The following is a 21,160-nucleotide window of genomic DNA, read 5'->3' as shown; positions in this document are numbered from 1 at the left end:
CCGATACGGCTTCCGGGCCCGCGGTGTATCCAGGACCGGACTACGACCTGGAAGGTGGGGACAATGACCGTGATAGAGGCAGAGACACGAGCAGAGGCAAGAGGGGTGCTGACCATGGCTGCGCTCGCCGACCGGCCGCAGATGCTGCTGAGCGAATTCGAGGAACTGGCTCGTATCGCTGCCCGCACCGCCGAGGGGCTGCGTCTGGAATTCATCAATGGAAGGCTTGGGGTAAAGGCAGTGCCGGACGGGGACCACGGCAGGATCATCCAGTGGCTGACGCGCATCTGTATGCAGGTAAGGCCTGAGCTCTGGCTCCATCCGGACCAGGGACTGGAGATCAAGACGTACCGCGACGGTCGTGCGCGGTCCGATGGCGCCCTCGCTTCCAGCGATGCCTTTGTCGGTGTGGGGGAGTGGGCCGCCCCCGAGGCCGTCCTGATGGTTGTCGAGGTCACCTCGTACGACTCCGACACGGATCGGCGTGATCGGCGGGAGAAGCCCCGCGCCTACGCTCAGACCGGCATCCCGGTCTATCTGCTGATCGACCGGGACACCTGCGAGGTCACCGTCTATTCCGAGCCTGAAGGCGAGAGGTACGGGAAGACCTTGACCGTGTCCTTCGGCAAGCCGGTGACCCTCCCCGACCCGGTCGGCATCGAACTCGACACCGAGCCCCTCAAGGACTGGGTGCGCTGATCCTCATGCCCCTCCACGCCGTCCTCTGGGACATCGACGACACCCTCTTCGACTACACCGGGTCGGACCGGGCCGGGGTGCTGCGGCACCTCGACGCGGAAGGGCTGATGGCGGTGTACGGCGGGGAGGAGGTGGCCCTGGCGCGGTGGCAGGAGGCCATGGAGGATGCGTTCGCCCGCTTCCTCGCCGGTGAGCTGGGGTTTCACGAGCACCGCCGGGAGCGGGTCCGGACGTTTCTGGGGGCCGCGCTGAGCGATGACGAGGCGGACGCCTGGTTCGGGCGGTACGTAGCGCATTACGAAGCGGCCTGGGCGCTCTTCCCGGACTCCGAGCCGGCCCTGGAGGCGCTGGCGCCGCTGGTGCGGCAGGCGGTGCTGTCCAATTCCGGGACCGCCAATCAGGAGCGCAAGCTGAGCGCCCTGGGGATCCGTGACTACTTCGAGGCGGTGCTGTGCTCCGACGAGGTGGGGCATGCCAAGCCCGCCCCGGAGGCGTTCGAGGCGGCCTGTGGGGCGCTGGGGCTTCCGCCGGCGGAGGTGGTCTACGTCGGCGACCGGCTGGACATCGACGGGCTGGGCGCCCGGGACGCGGGTCTGACGGCCGTATGGCTGGATCGTGCGGGCGCCCGGGCGGACGCCAGGGACGGGCTGCCGGCGGGGGTGCGGCGGATCGGGAGCCTGGTGGAGCTCCCCGGGCTGTTGCACGGAGTTATCGGTTTTGGAGCCCCGACCACGATCGGGTAATGTTCTTCCTGCGCCGCCCGAGAGGGCCGAAAGGCCCGGCCGGGAAGCGTAGATCAAAGAGAGACCCCCACACCAGGGGGTTGCGATTTGATGGCCTATGGTGTAATTGGCAGCACGACTGATTCTGGTTCAGTTAGTCTTGGTTCGAGTCCAGGTAGGCCAGCTCGCAGAGCTCATCTGCAAAGCCCCCGTTGTGTAGCGGCCTAGCACGCTGCCCTCTCAAGGCAGTAGCGCCGGTTCGAATCCGGTCGGGGGTACAGATCCTTCCCGGGGAGACAGCCGGGTCGCACCCACTGTCTCTCACGCAGGATCGCTAGGGCCCCCGTTGTGTAGCGGCCTAGCACGCCGCCCTCTCAAGGCGGTAGCGCCGGTTCGAATCCGGTCGGGGGTACTGGTCTAAACCACCATGGGCTATGGTGTAATTGGCAGCACGAGTGATTCTGGTTCATTTAGTCTAGGTTCGAGTCCTGGTAGCCCAGCGCAGTGTGTCCCTGGTGGCATACTGAACTGCAAGAAAACTTGCCCCCGTTGTGTAGCGGCCTAGCACGCCGCCCTCTCAAGGCGGTAGCGCCGGTTCGAATCCGGTCGGGGGTACGGAAGAGAAGGCCCTCCGCGAGTGCGCGGGGGGCCTTCTCTGTAGTTGACGGTCTGTGACGATCGCCTTCGGTGATGTTCCGTGCCGGATCTCTTCCCGGGGTGTGCCCGGCCTTTTTGGGCTTGTTCCAGTCCTCTTCCGGCCTGCGCCCGGCCTGTTTCCGGAGCGGGTCAACTCCCTGTTCCGAAGCGCTTGTTGGACTCCTCCGCCTCCGCCAGCCGGCGCAGGCTCAGCAGCACCGGCTCGTAGAGCACGGTCAGGGCCACCGCCGCCTCCACCCGCTCCGCCGGCGTCCCGTACTCCTCGATGAGATCCAGGTCGGCGACGGCCAGCTCGGACGCCTGGCGGGCGTACCGGAGCAGATGTGCGGGTTCGCACGCGTAGCCGAGGCGGTGCAGCGCGGCGATGGCGGCGACGAGCATGTCGAAGGCCCGGGGGGAGTCCGTGCGCTCCAGGCTGAAGCGCCAGTCCATACGCTCCAGCAGCTCGGTGGCGGTGCGCCGGGCGACGTCCACCGACGGGTCGTGCGCGTCGGGCTCCGGGCCGTACGGCAGCGCCTCGACGGCCGTTCCGAGGCGGGTGAGCTGGTCGCGGGCGTCGTCCTCGACGGCGGTCACCACTTCGCGGGCGGTACTCACGGGTACCCGGCCGATCTGGATCAGGGCGCGCACCAGCCGGAGCCGCCGCAGGTGCTCCTCCCCGTACTCGGACCGGGTGGCGGTGATCCGCCGGCCCGGCGGCAGCAGCTGTTCGCGCAGGTAGTACTTGATCGTGGCGGTGGAGACCCCGCTGCGTTCGCTGAGCTCTGCCAGTCGCATATCGGCTTGCACCCTTCGTTGGAGAGTGACACTATCCAATCATGGATAGCGGTGCTATCCAATGTGCGTACGTGAGGAAGGGGGCTGTCATGAAGGGCAAGCCGGTGCAGGGGCGGATGACCGCGGACGGTGCGGGGGAGGTGGTGGTCTTCCTCGTCGGGATGCGGATCAACAACTGGTGGGCGGTGCGCAGTTGGCTGCCGACGCTCCGGGCGATGGTCCCGATGATGAAGGAGCTGGGGCGGAACCGGGAGTGGGGGATGCTCGGCTACCGGAGCCTGGCGGGGGTGCGGAACTTCGGGGTCCTGCAGTACTGGGAGTCCAAGGAGAAGCTGCTGGCCTACGCCAGTGACCAGGGCGGCGCGCACCGGCCGGCCTGGGCCGCCTTCAACCGGCGGGCCCGGGAGGGGCGCGGCGGCGTCGGGATCTGGCACGAGACGTTCGTGGTGCGGGAGGGCGCGTACGAGAACGTCTATGTCGACATGCCGCCGAGCGGACTGGGGGCGGCCCGGGGAGTGGTACCGGTCGGCCGGCGCGGAGAGCGGGCGGCGGAGCGGCTGGCCGCCTAGGGCCCTTCTGACGGATCTCCGCGGCGTCACGACGCCCGGCACGCACTCTCGCCGCACCGCGCGAAAGCCCACGTAGCGCCGCTACGCGGACTTCCGCGCGGCACGCCGAGAGCACGCACCAGACGCCGCTCCTTCTCCCACGGAGATCCGTCAGAAGGGCCCTAGCCCGCTGGCCTGCGGGAGCGCTCATGGCGGCGCCCGGCCCGTACGGAGGGGTCCGTGCGGGCCGGGCGCTGTCGTGTTCGGTGTCCGAGGGCCGTGTCAGCTGTTGCGGCGCAGGCCCTCGGAGAGGCGGGCTGCCGCGTCGACGACCGCCTGGGCGTGCATCCGGCCCGGGTGGCGGGTCAGCCGTTCGATCGGCCCGGAGACCGAGACGGCGGCCACTACGCGGTTGGAGGGGCCGCGTACGGGGGCGGAGACCGATGCCACGCCCGGCTCCCGCTCGCCGATCGACTGGGCCCAGCCGCGGCGCCGTACGCCGGACAGCGCGGTGGCCGTGAAGCGCGCGCCCTGGAGGCCGCGGTGCAGCCGCTCGGGCTCCTCCCAGGCCATCAGGATCTGGGCGGCCGAGCCGGCCTTCATGGGGAGCGTGGAGCCGACCGGGACCGTGTCCCGGAGTCCGGACAGCCGTTCCGCCGCCGCCACGCAGATCCGCATATCGCCCTGGCGGCGATAGAGCTGGGCGCTTTCGCCCGTCACATCGCGCAGGTGGGTGAGCACCGGTCCCGCCGTGGCCAGCAGGCGGTCCTCGCCGGCCGCCGCGGCCAGCTCGGCGAGCCGCGGGCCCAGGATGAACCGGCCCTGCATGTCCCTCGCCACCATCCGGTGGTGTTCCAGGGCCACGGCCAGCCGGTGGGCCGTGGGCCGTGCGAGCCCGGTCGCCGCGACCAGTCCGGCGAGGGTGGCCGGACCGGACTCCAGGGCGCTCAGAACCAGAGCCGCCTTGTCGAGAACGCCGACACCGCTAGAGTTGTCCATGCAACGATACTCGCGTCTCACAGTATGAAACGCAAGTTCAATTTTCCGGGGAAGTCGTCAGTCTGTAGACGGGGCTCTCGACCGGGGCCCGGCGCACGGCCCGGCAGGGGCACGACTGCAGGCGACCGCGCATGGACGAGCAAGGCCGGCAAGCGGCCGGCCGGAGGGAAAGCGATGGGACGGACACTCGCGGAGAAGGTCTGGGACGACCATGTCGTCCGGCGCGCGGAAGGCGAGCCCGACCTGCTCTTCATCGATCTGCATCTGCTGCACGAGGTCACCAGCCCGCAGGCGTTCGACGGGCTGCGCAAGGCCGGCCGCCGGGTGCGCCGTACGGATCTCACCATCGCCACCGAGGACCACAACACCCCGACCCTCGACATCGACAAGCCGATCGCCGACCCGGTCTCGCGCACCCAGCTGGAGACGCTGCGCAAGAACTGCGCCGAGTTCGGGGTCCGGCTGCACCCGCTGGGCGATGTCGAGCAGGGCGTTGTCCATGTGGTGGGACCGCAGTTGGGACTGACCCAGCCCGGCACCACCGTGGTCTGCGGCGACAGCCACACCTCCACCCACGGGGCTTTCGGTGCCCTGGCGTTCGGCATCGGCACCAGCCAGGTCGAGCACGTTCTGGCCACCCAGACGCTGCCGCTGGCCCCGTTCAAGACCATGGCCATCACCGTGGACGGTGAACTGCCGGAGGGCGTCACCGCCAAGGACCTGATCCTGGCGATCATCGCCAGGATCGGCACCGGCGGCGGCCAGGGCTACGTCATCGAGTACCGCGGCCCGGCCATCGAGAAGCTGTCGATGGAAGCCCGGATGACCATCTGCAACATGTCCATCGAGGCGGGCGCCCGAGCCGGCATGATCGCCCCCGACCGGACCACCTTCGACTACCTCCGCGGCCGCGACCACGCGCCCCGGGGCGAGGACTGGGACGCCGCGGTCGCCTACTGGCAGACGCTGCGCACCGACGACGACGCGGTCTTCGACGCCGAGGTGCACATCGACGCCGCCGCGCTGTCGCCGTTCGTCACCTGGGGCACCAACCCCGGCCAGGGCGCGCCGCTTTCGGCGCACGTCCCCGACCCGGCTTCGTACGAGGACGCCTCGGAGCGCCTGGCCGCCGAAAAGGCCCTGGAGTACATGGGGTTGACGGCGGGCCGGCCGCTGCGCGAGATCGCCGTGGACACCGTCTTCGTAGGTTCGTGCACCAACGGCCGGATCGAGGACCTGCGGGCGGCGGCGTCGGTCCTTCAGGGCCGTCAGGTCGCCGACGGCGTACGGATGCTGATCGTCCCCGGCTCGGTGCGGGTCTCGCTGCAGGCGGTGGCCGAGGGTCTGGACAAGGTCTTCACCGCGGCGGGTGCCGAATGGCGGCACGCGGGCTGCTCGATGTGCCTGGGCATGAACCCTGACCAGCTGGCGCCCGGTGAGCGCTCCGCGTCCACCTCCAACCGCAACTTCGAGGGCCGCCAGGGCAAGGGCGGTCGCACCCACCTGGTCTCGCCGCAGGTCGCCGCCGCAACGGCGGTTCTCGGCCATCTGGCCTCACCCGCCGACCTGGCCGCAACGGCCGGCCAGTCCGACGTCACCACGCCCGCGGGAGTCTGAAACATGGAAGCTTTCACCACCCACACCGGCCGGGCCGTTCCACTGCGCCGCAGCAACGTCGACACCGACCAGATCATCCCGGCGCACTGGCTGAAGAAGGTCACCCGGGACGGTTTCGAGGACGGGCTGTTCGAGGCCTGGCGCAAGGACCCGGAGTTCGTGCTCAACCAGGAGCGGTACCAGGGCGCCACGGTGCTGGTCGCCGGGCCCGACTTCGGTACCGGCTCCTCGCGTGAGCACGCCGTCTGGGCGCTGCAGAACTACGGCTTCCAGGCCGTCATCTCCTCGCGGTTCGCGGACATCTTCCGCGGCAACTCCCTCAAGAACGGGTTGCTGACGGTGGTCCTGCCGCAGGAGACCGTGGACCGGCTGCAGAAGCTGGTGGAGGCCGACCCCACCGCAGAGGTGACCGTCGACCTGGTCGGCCGGCGGGTCCGGGCCGAGGGACCCGACGGAACGGAGGTGGCCGCGGACTTCGAACTGGACGAGAACGCCCGTTGGCGCCTGATGGAGGGACTGGACGACATCAGCCTCACCCTTCGGGAGGAGTCGGCCATCGCCGCGTACGAGGCGAACAGGCCTTCGTTCAAACCGCGTACCATCGAGGTCTGACCTCGGGTTTTATGGCTCAAAGCCTTATTGCGTACGATGCGCCCCCTGTGCAGTTGGCAGGGGGCGCATCCGTGTCTGGGGGCGCTGGTTGAGGCCCCGTGAAGCGACAACTCGCCGCAGATGGCACAATTAGCGCATGGAACGCGACGACCAACTCGAGCTCTACGGTTTCGTCGCCGACCGACTCAAGGCCGCACACGCAAGAGTGCGGACACTGCAAGTCCCGGAGGGCGTACGGATGGCGCTGACCCGGAAGCTGCTCGTCATCACGGCCGCGGCTAAACACGATCTTGCAGACGCGGCAAGGCGTCTGGAGGGCTTCATGGAAGACCTCGACGAAGGTCGATACCCCGAAGATGTGCACGCCGACGGAACTCCGTGAAGGTCGAGTCCGTTGCGGCACAAGGGTGATTAGCCCGTTTCGTGTTTGATTTGCGGTATATATCTGCCTAACGTGCGAAAAAGCTTGGAAACTTTCGTTCCAGCAATGTCTCCGAAGGGGAAGACGTGAACAAGGCGCAGCTCGTAGAAGCCATTGCCGACAAGGTCGGCGGCCGCCAGAACGCAGCGGACGCGGTGGACGCCGTACTGGACGCAATCGTCCGTGCAGTTGTCGCCGGCGACCGCGTTTCGGTCACCGGATTCGGCTCGTTCGAGAAAGTCGACCGCCCGGCCCGCTACGCCCGGAACCCGCAGACGGGTGAGCGGGTGCGGGTCAAGAAGACCTCGGTGCCGCGCTTCCGCGCCGGCCAGGGCTTCAAGGACCTGGTGAGCGGCTCGAAGAAGCTCCCCAAGGGCGGCGAGGTCGCCGTGAAGAAGGCCCCGAAGGGCAGCCTGACCGGCGGCAAGGCCACCGTGAAGAAGGCCGCCGCCAAGAAGGCCGCGGCGAAGAAGGCGGCGGCGAAGAAGGCGGCACCCGCGAAGAAGGCCGCCGCGGCGAAGAAGGTGACCGCCAAGAAGGTCACCGCGAAGAAGACCACCGCCAAGAAGGCGGCGGCGAAGAAGGCGGCGCCCGCCAAGAAGGCCGCCGCGGCGAAGAAGGTCACCGCCAAGAAGGCCGCCCCCGCGAAGAAGGCGACGGCGAAGAAGACCGCGCCCGCGAAGAAGGCGACGGCGAAGAAGGCCCCCGCCAAGAAGGCCACCGCGCGCAAGACCACCGCGAAGAAGACGACCGCCCGCAAGCGGTAATCCAGCAGCGGCGACGCCATGCGTCGGGCCGGTCTCCCTCCGGGGAGCCCGGCCCGCGGTGCGTCCGGCAGGCCCCGGAGCCCCGGACGTCCTCGTCCAGGCTCCCTCCCTTGCAGGGGCCAGGCGCTCTCCCTTGCAGGGTCTAGGCTCTCTGCCATGCAGGCCACCGCGTACACGTACGACCCCGAGACCCGCTCCGGCAGCGTGCTGCTGGACGACGGCACCCCGCTGCCCTTCGACGCGGCGGCCTTCGACGCCGGCGGGCTCCTCCTGCTGCGGCCCGGCCAGCGGGTGCGCATCGAGGTGACCGGGCAGGACGACGCCCGGCATATCGAATTGATCACACTCCAGACGCTCTGACTCCGGATGCCCTGACTCCGGACGCTCTGACTCCGGATGCTCTGACCTGCGGCGGGAGGGCCGGTGCCGCCAGGGCGGTATGCGGTCCCACCCCCAGCGCCAGCGCGGCCCGCAGATCCTCGCCGGTGTCCACGTCACGGCGTACCGAGGGCACGTCCGGCGCGGTGATCTCCCGCGCGCCCGATGCCAGATGGCGGGCCCGCGAAGGCCCGCCGAATGCCGGTGCCAATTCCGTGCCGGAAGTCGCGGTCAGAAGTGTTGTCCCGATATCCGCCGCATCGGCGAGAAATGCACGGGGAAATAGCGCCGCGGAATGGAGGGCCCGGGCCAGCTCGGCCGGACGGAGCGCGGGAAGGTCGGCGTTCAGCGCGGCGACCGCGGCGCCCGGGCGGCGCGCCCGGACCGTTTCCGCGCCATGGGCCAGTGCCGCGTTCAGCCCCCGGGCCGGTGTGTCGGGGACGATCCGCGCGCCCAGCGCCGCCAGACGCCCGCCGGCCGGCCGGTCGTCCGTGACAACCACCACATCCCGCACGTCCGCGCAGGCCAGCGCAGCTGTCACGGTATCCAGGGCGAAGGCCAGGGCCAGCCGCGGCCGGAACTCCTCACCGGTGGCCGCCGAGAGCCTGCTCTTGGCCCGTACCAGCGGTTTCAGCGGCACCACCAGGGTCCAGCCCACACCCGCCCCCTTTTCGTCGTATCGGCGCCATTCTCACCTGCCGCCGCCGCTCCCCGGGAGCGCCGGGGTTACGGTGTCCTCGACATAGCGGGTACCTGGGGCGACACTTGTGCGGCTGCCGGCCCGCAGCAGCTTCGCAGCCCCTACAAGGAGGGTGTCCCAGTGTCCCGCCGCAGAATCGGCTTCTGGTACCGCTTCGCCGCGGTCCTCTGCAAACCGCCGCTCCTGGTTCTGTTCAAGCGGGACTGGCAGGGAATGGAGCACATTCCGGCCGACGGCGGATTTATCACCGCCGTCAACCACAACTCGTATCTCGACCCGCTGTCCTATGCGCACTATCAGTACAACACCGGGCGGGTCCCCCGATTCCTCGCCAAGGCCGGGCTCTTCAAGAGCGGCTTTGTCGGGATGGTGATGCGCGGCACCGGACAGATCCCCGTCTACCGGGAAACGACCGACGCCGCGAACGCGTTCCGGGCCGCCGTCGACGCCATCCACAAGGGCGAATGCGTCGCCTTCTACCCCGAGGGCACCCTCACCCGCGACCCCGAGCTGTGGCCCATGCAGGGCAAGACCGGTGCCGCACGGGTCGCGTTGCTGACCAAGGCGCCGGTCATCCCGGTCGCGCAGTGGGGCGCCAACGACGCGATGCCGCCGTACGCCAAGGAGAAGAAGCTCCGGCTCTTCCCCCGCAAGACGCTGCGGGTCAAGGCCGGGCCGCCGGTCGATCTCAGCGCGTACTACGACCAGGAGCCGACCGCCGACGTGCTGCGCGCGGTCACCGAAGTCATCATGCGCGCCATCACCGAGCAGCTCGCCCAGCTCCGCGACGAGCCCGCGCCGGCCGAACCGTACGACTGGCGCAAGGCGGTCGCCCAGGAGCGCCGTGCCGCCCGGGCCGCGGCCAAGGCCGCCCGGGCCGCCGGTCCGGCCGCCGACGGTCCGGCCGCCGCCACCGACGGCGCCGTCGCCCCGCAGCAGGTCCGAAGCACCCAGCAGGCACAGGAGGATGAAGGCAAGTGACGCGCTGCGCCGTCTACGGCACGGGGTCCTGGGGCACCGCATTCGCGATGGTGCTCGCCGACGCGGGATGCGAGGTGACCCTGTGGGGGCGCCGTGCGGCCCTCGTCGACGCCATCAACATGGGCCGGACCAACCCCGACTACCTGCCCGGGGTCCAGCTCCCGGCGTCGGTACGCGCCACCACCGACCCCGCGGAGGCCGCCCGGGACGCGGAGTTCACGGTCCTGGCCGTCCCCTCCCAGACGCTGCGCGCCAACCTCGCCGAATGGGCGCCCCTGCTGCCCGCCGACACCGTCCTGGTCTCCCTGATGAAGGGCGTGGAACTCGGCACGGCCAAGCGCATGAGCGAGGTCATCGAGGAGGTCGCCAAGGTGCCCGCGGAGCGCGTCGCGGTGCTGACCGGCCCCAACCTCGCCAAGGAGGTCGCCGCGCGGCAGCCCGCCGCCGCGGTCATCGCCTGCACCGACGAGGAGGTCGCCCGCCGGCTGCAGACCGCCTGCCACACCGCGTACTTCCGCCCGTACACCAACACCGACGTGGTGGGCTGCGAACTGGGCGGCGCGGTCAAGAACGTCATCGCGCTCGCCGTCGGCATCGCCACCGGCATGGGCCTGGGCGACAACGCCAAGGCGTCCCTGATCACCCGCGGTCTCGCCGAGACCACCCGGCTCGGCCTCGCCATGGGCGCCGACGCGCACACCTTCGCCGGCCTGGCCGGTATGGGCGACCTCGTCGCCACCTGCTCCTCGCCGCTGTCCCGCAACAACACCTTCGGCACCAACCTCGGCCGCGGTATGACCCTGCAGGAGACCATCGCGGTCACCAAGCAGACCGCCGAGGGCGTCAAGTCCTGCGAATCCGTGCTGGATCTGGCCCGCCGGTACGGCGTCGACATGCCGCTCACCGAGACGGTCGTGAGCATCGTCCACGACGGCAAGCCGCCGATGGTCGCCCTCAAGGAGCTGATGGCGCGCAGCGCGAAGTCCGAACGGCACTGACCGCCACCGGACGCCGCCCGGACGCCGGCCCGGACGAGGGCCTGGGCGGCGCCACGCCGCCGACGGCCGCCGCGGCACCGACGCACCCACTACCAGCAGGTACCCTCAACCCGATATGAGCAGCCAGACCCCCTCCCACAAGCCCCGCGTCGCCGTCGTGTTCGGCGGGCGCAGCTCCGAGCACGCCATCTCCGTGGTCACCGCCGGAGCCGTACTGCGCGCCATCGACCGCGAGAAGTACGACGTGCTGCCCATCGGCATCACCACCGACGGCCGCTGGGTGCTGACCGCCGACGACCCCGCCCGGATGGCCATCGCGGACCGGAAGCTGCCCAGCGTGGCCGAGCTCGCCGAGTCCGTGGACGGCGGCGTGGTGCTCCCCGTCGACCCCACCAGCCGCGAGGTCGTCTACAGCGAACCCGGTGCGGTCCCCAAGGCGCTCGGTGAGGTCGACGTCGTCTTCCCCGTCCTGCACGGCCCCTACGGCGAGGACGGCACCCTGCAGGGCCTGCTGGAGCTTTCCGGCGTGCCCTACGTCGGCTCGGGCGTCCTCGCCTCGGCCGTCGGCCAGGACAAGGACTACATGAAGCGGGTGTTCACCTCCTTCGGGCTGCCGGTCGGCCCGTACGAGGTCATCCGCCCCCGGGAGTGGGACAAGGACCCCGCGGCGGCCCATAAGAAGATCGTGGACTTCGCCGGCGAGCACGGCTGGCCGCTCTTCGTGAAGCCCGCCCGGGCCGGTTCGTCCATGGGCATCAGCAAGGTCGACGACCTGGGCGGTCTGGACGAGGCGATCGAGGAGGCCCGCGCGCACGACCCCAAGATCATCGTGGAGTCGCTGCTGAGCGGGCGCGAGATCGAGTGCGGGGTGCTGGAGTTCGAGGACGGCCCGCGGGCCAGTGTGCCGGCCGAGATCCCGCCGGTCACCGCGCACGACTTCTACGACTTCGAGGCCAAGTACATCGACTCGGCCAGCGGGATCGTGCCGGCGCCGCTGACCGACGCGCAGACCGCCGAGGTGCGGGAGCTGGCCGTCGCGGCGTTCGAGGCGGCGTCCTGCGAGGGCCTGGTGCGCGCGGACTTCTTCCTCCAGGACGACGGGGAGTTCGTGATCAACGAGATCAACACGCTCCCCGGATTCACGCCCATCTCGATGTACCCGCGGATGTGGCAGGAGAGCGGAGTGAGCTACCCGGAGCTCATCGACCGGCTCCTCCAGGCCGCGCTGCGGCGCTCCACGGGGCTGCGCTAGCGCACTCCACGGGCCGCCGCGTCCAGGCGCGTTGCCCGCCGGGGCACTGCCGGGCGCTAGACGCCCTTCGGCACGGTCTTCCGTACGGCGTCCGCGAGGTCGGTGAGCACATCGACCTCGGGGGCGTACTCCCCGGGGACCGTCACTTCGACATGGGCCTTGCGCAGCACGGTCGTGAAGCGATAGCCGTCGTCCCGCTTCTCGAAGAGCCACCCGACGCCGTTGACTTCCGCCGCGTCGGGATTCGGGTTGTAATGTTCACTCCCGTGCCTCAGGACGTCGGGCTTCGGCACCCCGCAGCGCAGTTTCACGGCAGGATCGCCCCACATGGCAGTGAAGTCGGAGACGGGCTCGGGAGTACCCCGCGTCAGCCCGTCCACGGTCCGCGGCAATTCCTGGTGGAGCGCCCGGCAGTACCGTGCCGTCTCGCCCGTCGGGGCGGGCGCCGCCACGTCCCCGGACGCGGCACAGCCGGCCGCGGCGAACGCCACGGTCAGCAGGGGCGGGGTCAGGTACCGGCGGCGTGCGGAGGTCACCCGGCCGAGCATACGGGGGAGCTACAGATGAACCACCGGGCAGGTAAGGGTGCGGGTGATCCCCTCCACCTGCTGGACCTTGGCGACCACCATGCGGCCCAGCTCATCGACGGTGTCGGCCTGTGCGCGCACGATGACGTCGTAGGGACCGGTGACATCCTCGGCCTGCAGCACGCCGTGGATCTTCGAGATCACCTCCGCCACCGCCGAGGCCTTGCCGACCTCGGTCTGGATCAGGATATAGGCCTGTACCACGGGACCTCCAGGGCGGCTACGAGGATCATGGGGGAAGAAGGGACGCCACGGTACCGCGTCACCGTGCGGAGCGGGGAGACCCGCGCGGTGAACTCGGCAAGTGCGGCGCAGTCGTCAGCCACGTACGGACCGTCCGTACACATGGGAAGGGCAACAGCATGAAGGGCACCGTGGGCGAGCTGGGGGAGTTCGGGCTGATCAGGGAGCTCACCTCCCGGCTCACCTCCACTCCGGCCGTACGCATCGGGCCGGGGGACGACGCCGCGGTGGTCACCGCGCCGGACCGCAGGGTGGTCGCCAGCACCGACATCCTCCTGGAGGGCCGGCACTTCCGGCGCGACTGGTCCACCGCCTACGACGTCGGCCGCAAGGCCGCCGCGCAGAACCTCGCCGACATCGCGGCGATGGGCGCGGTGCCCACCGCCATCCTGCTGGGCCTGGTCGTCCCAGCGGAGCTGCCCGCGACCTGGCCGACCGAGCTGATGGACGGGCTGCGCGACGAGTGCCAGGTGGCCGGCGCCGCGGTCGTCGGCGGGGATGTCGTACGCGGCGACACCATCACCGTCGCGATCACCGCGCTCGGCGATCTGCGCAACCAGGAGCCGGTGACCCGGGCCGGTGCCCAGCCCGGCGACGTGGTCGCGGTGACCGGCTGGCTCGGCTGGTCCGCCGCCGGACACGCGGTGCTCTCCCGCGGCTTCCGCTCGCCGCGCGCCTTCGTGGAGGCGCACCGCCGCCCCGAGCCGCCGTACCACGCGGGCCCGGCGGCCGCCGGCCTCGGCGCCACCGCGATGACCGACGTCAGCGACGGCCTCGTCGCCGACCTCGGGCACATCGCCGACGCCAGCAAGGTCCGGATCGATCTGCGGTCCGCCGCGATCGACATTCCCACGCAGATGTCCGACATCGGCACGGCGGTCGGCGTGGACCCGATGCAGTGGGTGCTCAACGGCGGTGAGGACCACGCGATCGTGGCCACCTTCCCGCCGGATGTGAAGCTGCCCGCCCGGTGGAAGGTCATCGGCGAGGTGCTCCACCCGTCCGCGCTGCCGCAGGTGACGGTGGACGGCGCCCCCTGGCTGAAGGCCGGCTGGGACCACTTCGGGGACACCGGGGACGCCGAGTAGCCGCCCGGCGGACGCCGATGGGACGCCGAGGGGCTACGGAGTAGATTCGGCGGCATGCAGACACCGCCCCGCGTGCTGACCGTCGCCGGCTCCGACTCCGGCGGCGGCGCCGGTGTTCAGGCCGACCTGAAGACGATGCTGGCGCTCGGCACGCACGGGATGAGTGTGCTGACCGCGGTCACCGCCCAGAACTCGCTGGGCGTGCAGGGGGCGTGGGAGCTGCCCGCCGAGGCCGTACGGGCCCAGTTCCGCAGCGTCGTCGACGACATCGGCGTCCAGGCGGTCAAGACCGGGATGCTCTCCTCGGCCGAGCTCGCCGGGACCGTCGCGGAGCTCCTCGCGGAACTGGTGGAACGGGCCGTCCCCGTCGTCATCGACCCCGTGGGGGTCTCCAAGCACGGCGATCCGCTGCTCGCCGCCACCGCACTGGACACGGTGCGCACCAAGCTGCTGCCGACGGCCACCGTCGCGACCCCCAACCTGGACGAGGTCGCCCAGCTCACCGGCGTACGCGTCCGGGAGGAGGCGGACATGCGCGGGGCCGCCGCCGCCCTGCTGGACTTCGGGCCGCGCTGGGCGCTCATCAAGGGCGGCCATCTGACGGACGGGGACGGCGGCGCCGCGGACGGCGCGGTCGACGCCGTCGATCTGCTCACCGACGGCACCGAGGAGCACTGGCTACGTGCCACCCGGCACGACAACCGGCACACCCACGGCACCGGCTGCACCCTCGCCAGCGCGATCGCGGCCCGGCTCGCCAAGGGGGACACCGTGCCCCGGGCCGTCGCGGCGGCCAAGGACTACGTCACCGGCGCCATCGCGGCCGGCTTCCGGCTGGGCGCGGGCATCGGCCCCGTCGACCACGGCTGGCGGCTGCGTACCGGGCGCTGATACGGCGGGCGCGCTCCCGGAAGCCGGGGAAGGCCGAGCCCGGACGCCCGGAAGCCGGGCCCGGAGGCAACGGCAGAAGCCGGCCCACCCGAGGGTGGACCGGCTTCACAAGCAACCGGGCGGGCTGCGCTACGGCTAAGGCGTCAGCGCGAGACCTTGCCGGCCTTGATGCACGAGGTGCAGGCGTTCAGCTTCTTCGGCGTGCGCCCGACCACTGCACGCACCGTCTGGATGTTGGGGTTCCAACGACGGTTGGTACGGCGGTGCGAGTGCGAGACACTCTTGCCGAAGCCCGGCCCCTTGCCGCAGACGTCGCAGTTGGCAGCCACGGGTCACTCCAAAGACTTCAGATGCACTTACGGTGAAAACCCGACGAGCCGAGTGCATTACCCGACCGGCTTCGCCGGGAGAGGAAATGGCCCGATTCTCATCGGGCAACCGGAGCAGCATACAACGACCGCTCCCGCAGAACGAAACTATCACGCACCCAGGACCCCCGCTCCGGCCTCCCTGTCGCAGCGCGGCTACTGTGCGGTGCGTCCCGCGACCCCAGGAGGATGATGTGCCGTACCCGCTCGACGCCGCCGCCGTCCGCTCCTGGTGCGGGCTGGCCCTGGAGGCGCTCGGCCGGGAACGCGAGCGGATCGACGCGATCAACGTCTACCCGGTGGCGGACGGGGACACCGGGACCAACCTCTATCTGACGCTGGAGTCGGCCGCCCGCGCGGTCGAGGCCGCCTTCGACGGGCACGCCTCCGCCGGCACCGTGCCCCGCCTCGCGGATGCCCTCCATGCCATGGCGCACGGTGCCCTGGTGGGGGCGCGCGGCAACTCCGGCACGATCGTGGCCCAGCTGCTGCGCGGGATGACCGAGGTACTGGCGGCCGCGGAGAGCGCGGAGAGCACCGCCGACGGCGCCGGTGACAGCGTTGGTGACGGCGTGGGTGACGGCTCGGCCGACGCGCTGCGGCGGGCGCTGCGCCGGGCCGCTTCCGCGACGTACGAGGCGGTCGCGCACCCGGTGGAGGGGACCGTCCTCACGGTGGCCACCGCGGCCGCCGACGCCGCCGAGCGGGCCCGCCGCGGGGCCGGGGGCCCCGCCGGTGCCGCCGATGCCGCCGAGGTCGCCCGGGCCGCCCACGAAGGCGCCCGCAGCGCCCTGCGGGCGACCCCCGGGCAGCTCGCGGTCCTCGGCCGGGCGGGCGTGGTGGACGCCGGCGGCTGCGGCCTCGTCGCCCTGCTGGGCGCGCTCGCCGACGCGCTGTCCGGGGAGGTCCCGGTGACCCCGGTCGCCGTACGGGTCGATGCCCCGCTCCCGGTGGCGGCCGGCTGCGAGGCCGCCGCCCGGGTGGCCGCGGACGGCTGCGGGGACCCGGACGGGCCCGCCTTCGAGGTGATCTACCTGCTGGAGGCCGAGGACGCCGCCGTGGCGAAACTGCGGGCCCGGCTCGACGCGCTCGGCGACTCCCTGGTGGTGGTGGGCGGGGACGGCCTGTGGAACGTCCACGTCCATGTCGACGACGCGGGCGCCGCCGTGGAGGCCGGTATCGAGGCGGGCCGCCCGTACCGGATCGGCATCACCCACTTCGGCGGCGCGGGCCGGGTCAAGGAGCCGGCGCTGGCGGACCGGGCCGTGGTCGCGGTGGTCCCGGGGCCCGGGCTCGCCGGACTGTGCGCCGAAGCGGGCGCCACCGTCGTGTCCGTACGCCCCGGGGAGCCGCCCGCCAGCGGTGAGCTGGTGCAGGCGGTCCGGCAGGCGCGCGCCCGTGAGGTGATGCTGTTGCCCAACGACCCCGAGCTGCGGCATACCGCGGCAGCCGCCGCCGAACAGGCCCGTACCGAGGGTGTACGGGTCGCCCTGATCCCCACCCGGTCCGCGGTCCAGGGCATCGCGGCGCTGGCCGTGCACGAGCCGGGCCGCAGCTTCGACGAGGACGTGGTCGCGATGACCTCGGCGGCGGGCGCCACCCGCTACGCCGAGCTGGCCGTGGCCGAGCGGCAGTCCTGGACGATGGCCGGGGTCTGCCAGGCCGGTGACGTCCTCGGTCTGATCGACGGCGATGTCGCGGTGATCGGCCCGGATCTCGTGCGCACCGCGGCGACCGTCCTCGACCGGATGCTCTCCGCGGGCGGCGAGATGGTGACCCTGGTCCTCGGCGCGGAGGCCCCCGACTCCCTGGGCGAGCGGCTGGAACGGCACGTCCGCGAACGGCACCTGGCCGTCGACACGGTCGTCTACGACGGCGGTCAGTACGCCGCGCCGCTGCTCATCGGCGTGGAGTAGCCACCGCTCATCGGCGTGGAGCAGCGGCACCGGAACGGCACCGGCGGCGCCGCCGAACGGCATCGACGGTGACACCGAACGGCACCGGGCAGCGGCGCCCGCGGCCGGGATCGGCGCGATTGTCACAGGCGTGGTGTGCAATAGACGCGTGGCAGCGCTCGACGAACCTCTGAAGAAAATCCTCGGCGGCACCACCGCGAAGGTGCTGGCCGAACACCTCGGCCTGCACACGGTCGGTGACCTGTTGCACCACTACCCGCGGCGCTACGCCGAGCGCGGTGAGCTGACCCGCCTCGCCGACCTCCCGCTGGACGAACACGTCACCGTCGTCGCGCAGGTCGCCGATTCCCGGGCGCTGACCTTCAACGCCGGCCGGGGGCAGCGCCTCGAGGTGACGCTGACCGACGGCAGCGGCCGCCTCCAGCTGGTCTTCTTCGGCAAGGGCATCCACAAGCCGCAGAAGGAGCTGCTCCCGGGGCGCCGCGCGATGTTCGCCGGCAAGGTGTCGGTCTTCAACCGCAAGCTCCAGCTCGCCCACCCCGAGTACCAGCTCCTCGACGGCACCGCCGACAGCGAGGCCGTGGACGCCTTCGCCCATCAGCTGATGCCGATCTACCCGGCCTGCCAGCAGATGGCGTCCTGGAAGATCGCCAAGGCGGTGGACGCGGTGCTGCCCAGCGCGCAGGACGCCGTCGATCCGCTGCCGCCGGCGCTGCGCGAGAGCCGTGGGCTGCTCCCGCTCACCGAGGCGCTGCTCAAGATCCACCGGCCGGCGAACAAGGCCGATGTCGCCGGTGCCCGCGCCCGGCTCAAGTGGGACGAGGCGTTCGTGATGCAGGCCGCGCTCGCCCGCCGCCGCCTCGCCGACACCCAACTCCCGGCCGTCGCACGGAAAGCGGTGAAGGGCGGCATCCTCGACGCGTTCGACGCCAAGCTCCCCTTCACGCTCACCGACGGCCAGCAGAAGGTCAGCCGGGAGATCTTCGACGACCTGGCGACCGCACACCCGATGCACCGCCTCCTCCAGGGCGAGGTGGGCTCCGGCAAGGCGCAGCCGCTGGACGCCCTGGTGCTCACCCCGCGCGGCTTCCGTCCCATGGGGGAGATGACCGTCGGCACGGAAGTGGTGGTACCGAGCGGCGAGCTCGCCGTGGTGGACGGCGTCTTCCCGCAGGGGGAGCGGGAGGTGTGGCGGCTGGTGCTGTCGGACGGCAGCGCCGTCGAGTGCGATGACGAGCACCTGTGGATCGTCGGGGACGGCGTCGCGGCGGAACGGGTGCTGACGACCCGTGAGCTGCGCGCCGATCCACGCACCGCCGACGGCCGGCCCAAGTGGTCCATCGCACCGGCCGTACCGGTCGACCTCGACGGGGGCGAGGACCGGCCGCTCGATCCGTACGAGGTGGGCCGGTCGCTGGCGAACGAGCTGGGCCGGTTGCCGGCCGAGCGGCGGGGCCGCGTCCCGGACGCCTACCGCAACGCGCCCCTCAAGGACCGGCTGGCCGTGGTGCGGGGCCTGATGGACGCCGGGGGAGAGGGGGCGGCGGACGGCGCGGAGTTCCGCGCGGTGCCCGCACCGCTGGCCGCCGACCTCGCCTGGCTGGTGCGCTCCCTGGGCGGCCGGGCGCAGCTGAGCCCCCTACGGGACGGCGCATACGGTTACGACGTCTCCGTGGCGCTGCCGGACGAAGGGGCCCTCGGCACCGGCGGCTTCCGGCGCGCCATCGAGGCCATCGAGTACGTCGGCCGCAAGCCCGTCCAGTGCATCAGCGTGGCGCACCCCGAACGCGCCTATGTGACCGACCACTTCACGGTCACCCACAACACCATGGTCGCGCTGCGCGCCATGCTCGGCGTGGTCGACAGCGGAGGCCAGGCCGTGATGCTGGCGCCCACCGAGGTGCTCGCCCAGCAGCACCACCGCTCGATCACCGAGATGATGGGGGAGCTGGCGGAGGGAGGGATGCTGGGCGGGGCCGAGCAGGGGACCAAAGTGGTGCTGCTCACGGGGTCCATGGGGGCCGCGGCCCGTCGCCAGGCGCTGCTCGATCTGGTCACCGGCGAGGCCGGGATCGTCGTCGGCACCCATGCGCTGATCGAGGAGAAGGTGCAGTTCCACGACCTGGGGCTGGTCGTCGTCGACGAACAGCACCGCTTCGGTGTGGAGCAGCGGGACGCGCTGCGCGGCAAGGGGCACACCCAGCGGGAGAAGCAGACGCCGCACCTCCTGGTGATGACCGCGACGCCCATCCCGCGCACGGTCGCCATGACCGTCTTCGGCGATCTGGAGACCTCGGTCCTCGACCAGCTCCCGGCCGGGCGCTCCCCGATCGCCAGCCATGTGGTGCCCGCCAAGGACAAACCGCACTTCCTCGCCCGTGCCTGGGAGCGGATCCGTGAAGAGGTGGCAGCCGGGCACCAGGTCTATGTGGTGTGCCCGCGGATCGGCGACGACGAGGAGGACGCGCCCAAGGGGGCGAAGAAGGGCGCGGCCGGCGCCAAGGGGGCTGCGGCGAAGGCGAGTTCACCGGAGGACGAGGCCGAGAAGCGTCCGCCGCTCGCGGTCCTCGACATCGCCGGACAGCTCGCCGAGGGACCGCTGGCCGGCCTGCGGGTGGCGGTGCTGCACGGCCGGATGGCGCCGGACGACAAGGACGACGTGATGCGCCGGTTCGCCGCCGGCGCGCTGGACGTCCTGGTCGCGACGACGGTCATCGAGGTCGGGGTGAACGTCCCCAACGCCACGGTGATGGTGATCATGGATGCCGACCGCTTCGGCGTCTCCCAGCTGCACCAGCTCCGCGGCCGGGTCGGCCGGGGTGCCGCGCCCGGCCTGTGCCTGCTGGTCAGCGAGATGCCCGAGGGCAGCCCGGCCCGCGCCCGGCTCGCCGCGGTGGCCGGCACCCTCGACGGCTTCGAGCTCTCCCGCGTCGACCTGGAACAGCGGCGTGAGGGCGATGTACTGGGTCAGGCGCAGTCCGGCGTCCGCTCCTCGCTGCGGATGCTCACGGTCATCGACGACGAGGAGATCATCGCCGCCGCCCGCGAGGAGGCCACGGCGCTGGTCGGCGACGACCCCGAGCTGACCGGCTGCCCGGAGCTGCGGACCGCCCTGTCCGCCCTGCTGGACGAGGAACGGGAGCAGTATCTGGACAAGGGCTGACACGGGAGCGGTAGGTATCCGGAGAGGGGCTGACACGGGAGCCGTAGGTATCCGGAGAAGGGCTGACGCACCGGGGCGACGGGCGACGGAATATCGTGGAGGAGCGGAGGCCGGCCGGCCCCCGTCAGCGCTCCACCCACCGACCACGCACCACGTAAGGACGGGCCCATGACCCGCGTGATCGCCGGTACGGCCGGCGGCCGCCGCCTCGCCGTACCGCCGGGAAACGGCACCCGCCCGACCTCCGACCGGGCCCGCGAGGGCATGTTCTCCACCTGGGAGTCGCTCGACGGGCCGCTGGCCGGCGCCCGGGTGCTCGACCTCTACGGCGGTTCCGGCGCGGTCGGTCTGGAGGCCCTCTCCCGTGGCGCCGGGCATGTGCTGCTGGTCGAGGCCGACGCCCGCGCGGTGCGCACCATCCGGGACAACGTCCGCACGGTCGGCCTGCCCGGCGTCGAGGTACGGCCCGGCAAGGCCGAGCAGATCGCCGCCGCACCGGCCGCGGGCGGACCGTACGACATCGTCTTCCTGGACCCGCCGTACGCGGTGACCGACCAGGACCTGTGCGAGATCCTGATCACACTCCGTGCCCAGGGGTGGCTGGCCGAGCAGGCACTCGTCACCGTGGAGCGGAGCACTCGAGGCGGCGCGTTCCCCTGGCCGGACGCTTTTGAAGCGATCAAGGCCCGTCGCTACGGCGAGGGGACGCTTTGGTACGGTCGCGCCGCTTCGACGTCCGCCGAAACGACGTCAGCAAGCGTGTCATGACCGGACCG

22 protein-coding genes and 5 tRNA genes are annotated in these 21,160 nt (G+C 71.4%); 21 read left to right on the top strand and 6 right to left on the bottom strand.

Features of this window, described 5'->3' with window-relative positions; genetic code table 11:
* Nucleotides 1-114 precede the first annotated feature (114 nt).
* The 7 genes from ACFY12_RS00800 to ACFY12_RS00770 all read left to right on the top strand — a co-directional run bounded on the left by ACFY12_RS00800 (nt 115) and on the right by ACFY12_RS00770 (nt 2,036).
* Nucleotides 115-699 (top strand): Uma2 family endonuclease, encoded by a 585-nt coding sequence (locus tag ACFY12_RS00800; protein WP_390714327.1) that lies wholly within the window; start codon nt 115-117, stop codon nt 697-699.
* A 5-nt stretch (nt 700-704) separates the two neighbouring features.
* Complete coding sequence (locus ACFY12_RS00795; protein WP_390713534.1) at nt 705-1,442, top strand: HAD family hydrolase; 738 nt, start codon at nt 705-707, stop codon at nt 1,440-1,442.
* Between the two features lie 91 nt (nt 1,443-1,533).
* Nucleotides 1,534-1,605, top strand: a tRNA-Gln gene (locus tag ACFY12_RS00790).
* A gap of 21 nt (nt 1,606-1,626) precedes the next feature.
* A tRNA-Glu gene (locus ACFY12_RS00785) sits at nt 1,627-1,699 on the top strand.
* A 61-nt stretch (nt 1,700-1,760) separates the two neighbouring features.
* A tRNA-Glu gene (locus ACFY12_RS00780) sits at nt 1,761-1,833 on the top strand.
* A gap of 16 nt (nt 1,834-1,849) precedes the next feature.
* A tRNA-Gln gene (locus tag ACFY12_RS00775) sits at nt 1,850-1,921 on the top strand.
* 42 nt (nt 1,922-1,963) lie between these two features.
* A tRNA-Glu gene (locus ACFY12_RS00770) sits at nt 1,964-2,036 on the top strand.
* 171 nt (nt 2,037-2,207) lie between these two features.
* On the opposite strand, the gene ACFY12_RS00765 is transcribed toward ACFY12_RS00770, so the two are convergent.
* The gene (locus tag ACFY12_RS00765; RefSeq protein WP_390713533.1) at nt 2,208-2,855 is read right to left on the bottom strand and encodes a MerR family transcriptional regulator; all 648 of its coding nucleotides are present in this window, start codon (nt 2,853-2,855) and stop codon (nt 2,208-2,210) included.
* 89 nt (nt 2,856-2,944) lie between these two features.
* Here ACFY12_RS00765 and ACFY12_RS00760 point away from each other — a divergent pair, with 89 nt between their 5' ends.
* A complete protein-coding gene (locus ACFY12_RS00760) occupies nt 2,945-3,424 on the top strand; it encodes a DUF4188 domain-containing protein (protein WP_390713532.1) in 480 nt (159 codons plus the stop codon).
* A 261-nt stretch (nt 3,425-3,685) separates the two neighbouring features.
* Here ACFY12_RS00760 and ndgR read toward each other — a convergent pair whose 3' ends face one another.
* Nucleotides 3,686-4,402 carry an IclR family transcriptional regulator NdgR gene (gene ndgR, locus ACFY12_RS00755; RefSeq protein ID WP_066926977.1) on the bottom strand — a complete coding sequence of 239 codons (717 nt, stop codon included), beginning with the start codon at nt 4,400-4,402 and terminating at the stop codon, nt 3,686-3,688.
* A gap of 174 nt (nt 4,403-4,576) precedes the next feature.
* Between ndgR and leuC the strand changes: the two genes are divergently transcribed.
* The 5 genes from leuC (at nt 4,577) to ACFY12_RS00730 (ending at nt 8,179) form a co-directional block, all read left to right on the top strand.
* Nucleotides 4,577-6,019: a 3-isopropylmalate dehydratase large subunit gene (gene leuC / locus ACFY12_RS00750; RefSeq protein ID WP_390713531.1), complete on the top strand. Its 1,443-nt coding sequence runs from the start codon at nt 4,577-4,579 to the stop codon at nt 6,017-6,019.
* A 3-nt stretch (nt 6,020-6,022) separates the two neighbouring features.
* Nucleotides 6,023-6,631 carry a 3-isopropylmalate dehydratase small subunit gene (gene leuD, locus ACFY12_RS00745; RefSeq protein WP_390713530.1) on the top strand — a complete coding sequence of 203 codons (609 nt, stop codon included), beginning with the start codon at nt 6,023-6,025 and terminating at the stop codon, nt 6,629-6,631.
* A gap of 136 nt (nt 6,632-6,767) precedes the next feature.
* On the top strand, nt 6,768-7,013 hold the full coding sequence (locus tag ACFY12_RS00740) for a hypothetical protein (protein ID WP_390713529.1): 246 nt from the start codon (nt 6,768-6,770) through the stop codon (nt 7,011-7,013).
* Nucleotides 7,014-7,138: 125 nt separating this feature from the next.
* A complete protein-coding gene (locus ACFY12_RS00735; RefSeq protein WP_390713528.1) occupies nt 7,139-7,819 on the top strand; it encodes an HU family DNA-binding protein in 681 nt (226 codons plus the stop codon).
* A 156-nt stretch (nt 7,820-7,975) separates the two neighbouring features.
* Nucleotides 7,976-8,179 carry a hypothetical protein gene (locus ACFY12_RS00730; RefSeq protein WP_390713527.1) on the top strand — a complete coding sequence of 68 codons (204 nt, stop codon included), beginning with the start codon at nt 7,976-7,978 and terminating at the stop codon, nt 8,177-8,179.
* On the opposite strand, the gene cofC is transcribed toward ACFY12_RS00730, so the two are convergent.
* The gene (gene cofC, locus ACFY12_RS00725; RefSeq protein WP_390713526.1) at nt 8,160-8,855 is read right to left on the bottom strand and encodes a 2-phospho-L-lactate guanylyltransferase; all 696 of its coding nucleotides are present in this window, start codon (nt 8,853-8,855) and stop codon (nt 8,160-8,162) included. The genes ACFY12_RS00730 and cofC overlap by 20 nt on opposite strands.
* Nucleotides 8,856-9,017: 162 nt before the next feature.
* On the opposite strand from cofC, the gene ACFY12_RS00720 reads away from it, so the two are divergent.
* The 3 genes from ACFY12_RS00720 to ACFY12_RS00710 all read left to right on the top strand — a co-directional run bounded on the left by ACFY12_RS00720 (nt 9,018) and on the right by ACFY12_RS00710 (nt 12,128).
* Nucleotides 9,018-9,878, top strand: coding sequence for a lysophospholipid acyltransferase family protein (locus ACFY12_RS00720; protein WP_390713525.1), 861 nt, complete (start codon nt 9,018-9,020; stop codon nt 9,876-9,878).
* A complete protein-coding gene (locus ACFY12_RS00715) occupies nt 9,875-10,876 on the top strand; it encodes an NAD(P)H-dependent glycerol-3-phosphate dehydrogenase (protein WP_390713524.1) in 1,002 nt (333 codons plus the stop codon). The genes ACFY12_RS00720 and ACFY12_RS00715 overlap by 4 nt, the downstream gene beginning before the upstream one ends.
* Nucleotides 10,877-10,991: 115 nt before the next feature.
* A complete protein-coding gene (locus ACFY12_RS00710) occupies nt 10,992-12,128 on the top strand; it encodes a D-alanine--D-alanine ligase family protein (RefSeq protein ID WP_390713523.1) in 1,137 nt (378 codons plus the stop codon).
* A 56-nt stretch (nt 12,129-12,184) separates the two neighbouring features.
* Here the strand turns inward: ACFY12_RS00710 and ACFY12_RS00705 are convergent, their stop codons facing one another.
* Complete coding sequence (locus tag ACFY12_RS00705; RefSeq protein WP_390713522.1) at nt 12,185-12,676, bottom strand: DUF3515 domain-containing protein; 492 nt, start codon at nt 12,674-12,676, stop codon at nt 12,185-12,187.
* Between the two features lie 9 nt (nt 12,677-12,685).
* Nucleotides 12,686-12,919, bottom strand: coding sequence for an Lrp/AsnC ligand binding domain-containing protein (locus ACFY12_RS00700; protein WP_018087181.1), 234 nt, complete (start codon nt 12,917-12,919; stop codon nt 12,686-12,688).
* Nucleotides 12,920-13,077: 158 nt separating this feature from the next.
* Between ACFY12_RS00700 and ACFY12_RS00695 the strand changes: the two genes are divergently transcribed.
* Entirely contained in the window at nt 13,078-14,046 is a 969-nt protein-coding gene (locus tag ACFY12_RS00695; protein WP_390713521.1) for a thiamine-phosphate kinase, read from the top strand.
* Between the two features lie 54 nt (nt 14,047-14,100).
* On the top strand, nt 14,101-14,937 hold the full coding sequence (gene thiD, locus ACFY12_RS00690) for a bifunctional hydroxymethylpyrimidine kinase/phosphomethylpyrimidine kinase (protein WP_390713520.1): 837 nt from the start codon (nt 14,101-14,103) through the stop codon (nt 14,935-14,937).
* A 143-nt stretch (nt 14,938-15,080) separates the two neighbouring features.
* Here thiD and rpmB read toward each other — a convergent pair whose 3' ends face one another.
* Entirely contained in the window at nt 15,081-15,266 is a 186-nt protein-coding gene (gene rpmB / locus ACFY12_RS00685) for a 50S ribosomal protein L28 (protein ID WP_043266286.1), read from the bottom strand.
* Between the two features lie 233 nt (nt 15,267-15,499).
* Here rpmB and ACFY12_RS00680 point away from each other — a divergent pair, with 233 nt between their 5' ends.
* The 3 genes from ACFY12_RS00680 to rsmD all read left to right on the top strand — a co-directional run bounded on the left by ACFY12_RS00680 (nt 15,500) and on the right by rsmD (nt 21,152).
* The gene (locus ACFY12_RS00680; RefSeq protein WP_390713519.1) at nt 15,500-17,221 is read left to right on the top strand and encodes a DAK2 domain-containing protein; all 1,722 of its coding nucleotides are present in this window, start codon (nt 15,500-15,502) and stop codon (nt 17,219-17,221) included.
* 148 nt (nt 17,222-17,369) lie between these two features.
* Entirely contained in the window at nt 17,370-20,384 is a 3,015-nt protein-coding gene (locus ACFY12_RS00675) for a helicase-related protein (protein ID WP_390713518.1), read from the top strand.
* 168 nt (nt 20,385-20,552) lie between these two features.
* Nucleotides 20,553-21,152 (top strand): 16S rRNA (guanine(966)-N(2))-methyltransferase RsmD, encoded by a 600-nt coding sequence (rsmD, locus tag ACFY12_RS00670; protein WP_390713517.1) that lies wholly within the window; start codon nt 20,553-20,555, stop codon nt 21,150-21,152.
* Nucleotides 21,153-21,160: the final 8 nt, after the last annotated feature.

The organism is Streptomyces sp. NPDC001339, from assembly GCF_042895955.1.
Lineage (GTDB): Bacteria > Actinomycetota > Actinomycetes > Streptomycetales > Streptomycetaceae > Streptomyces.
Note: the sequence above shows the minus strand (reverse complement) of the source record. Positions and strands in the feature narration are given on the sequence as shown.

What these genes read in the sequence shown, in the direction of transcription:
- ACFY12_RS00800 (WP_390714327.1), top strand. Translation starts at nt 115, where the DNA reads ATGGCTGCGCTCGCCGACCGGCCGCAGATGCTGCTGAGCGAATTCGAG.
- ACFY12_RS00795 (WP_390713534.1), top strand. Translation starts at nt 705, where the DNA reads ATGCCCCTCCACGCCGTCCTCTGGGACATCGACGACACCCTCTTCGAC.
- ACFY12_RS00765 (WP_390713533.1), bottom strand. Translation starts at nt 2,855, where the DNA reads ATGCGACTGGCAGAGCTCAGCGAACGCAGCGGGGTCTCCACCGCCACG.
- ACFY12_RS00760 (WP_390713532.1), top strand. Translation starts at nt 2,945, where the DNA reads ATGAAGGGCAAGCCGGTGCAGGGGCGGATGACCGCGGACGGTGCGGGG.
- ndgR (WP_066926977.1), bottom strand. Translation starts at nt 4,402, where the DNA reads ATGGACAACTCTAGCGGTGTCGGCGTTCTCGACAAGGCGGCTCTGGTT.
- leuC (WP_390713531.1), top strand. Translation starts at nt 4,577, where the DNA reads ATGGGACGGACACTCGCGGAGAAGGTCTGGGACGACCATGTCGTCCGG.
- leuD (WP_390713530.1), top strand. Translation starts at nt 6,023, where the DNA reads ATGGAAGCTTTCACCACCCACACCGGCCGGGCCGTTCCACTGCGCCGC.
- ACFY12_RS00740 (WP_390713529.1), top strand. Translation starts at nt 6,768, where the DNA reads ATGGAACGCGACGACCAACTCGAGCTCTACGGTTTCGTCGCCGACCGA.
- ACFY12_RS00730 (WP_390713527.1), top strand. Translation starts at nt 7,976, where the DNA reads ATGCAGGCCACCGCGTACACGTACGACCCCGAGACCCGCTCCGGCAGC.
- ACFY12_RS00710 (WP_390713523.1), top strand. Translation starts at nt 10,992, where the DNA reads ATGAGCAGCCAGACCCCCTCCCACAAGCCCCGCGTCGCCGTCGTGTTC.
- ACFY12_RS00705 (WP_390713522.1), bottom strand. Translation starts at nt 12,676, where the DNA reads ATGCTCGGCCGGGTGACCTCCGCACGCCGCCGGTACCTGACCCCGCCC.
- ACFY12_RS00695 (WP_390713521.1), top strand. Translation starts at nt 13,078, where the DNA reads ATGAAGGGCACCGTGGGCGAGCTGGGGGAGTTCGGGCTGATCAGGGAG.
- thiD (WP_390713520.1), top strand. Translation starts at nt 14,101, where the DNA reads ATGCAGACACCGCCCCGCGTGCTGACCGTCGCCGGCTCCGACTCCGGC.
- rsmD (WP_390713517.1), top strand. Translation starts at nt 20,553, where the DNA reads ATGACCCGCGTGATCGCCGGTACGGCCGGCGGCCGCCGCCTCGCCGTA.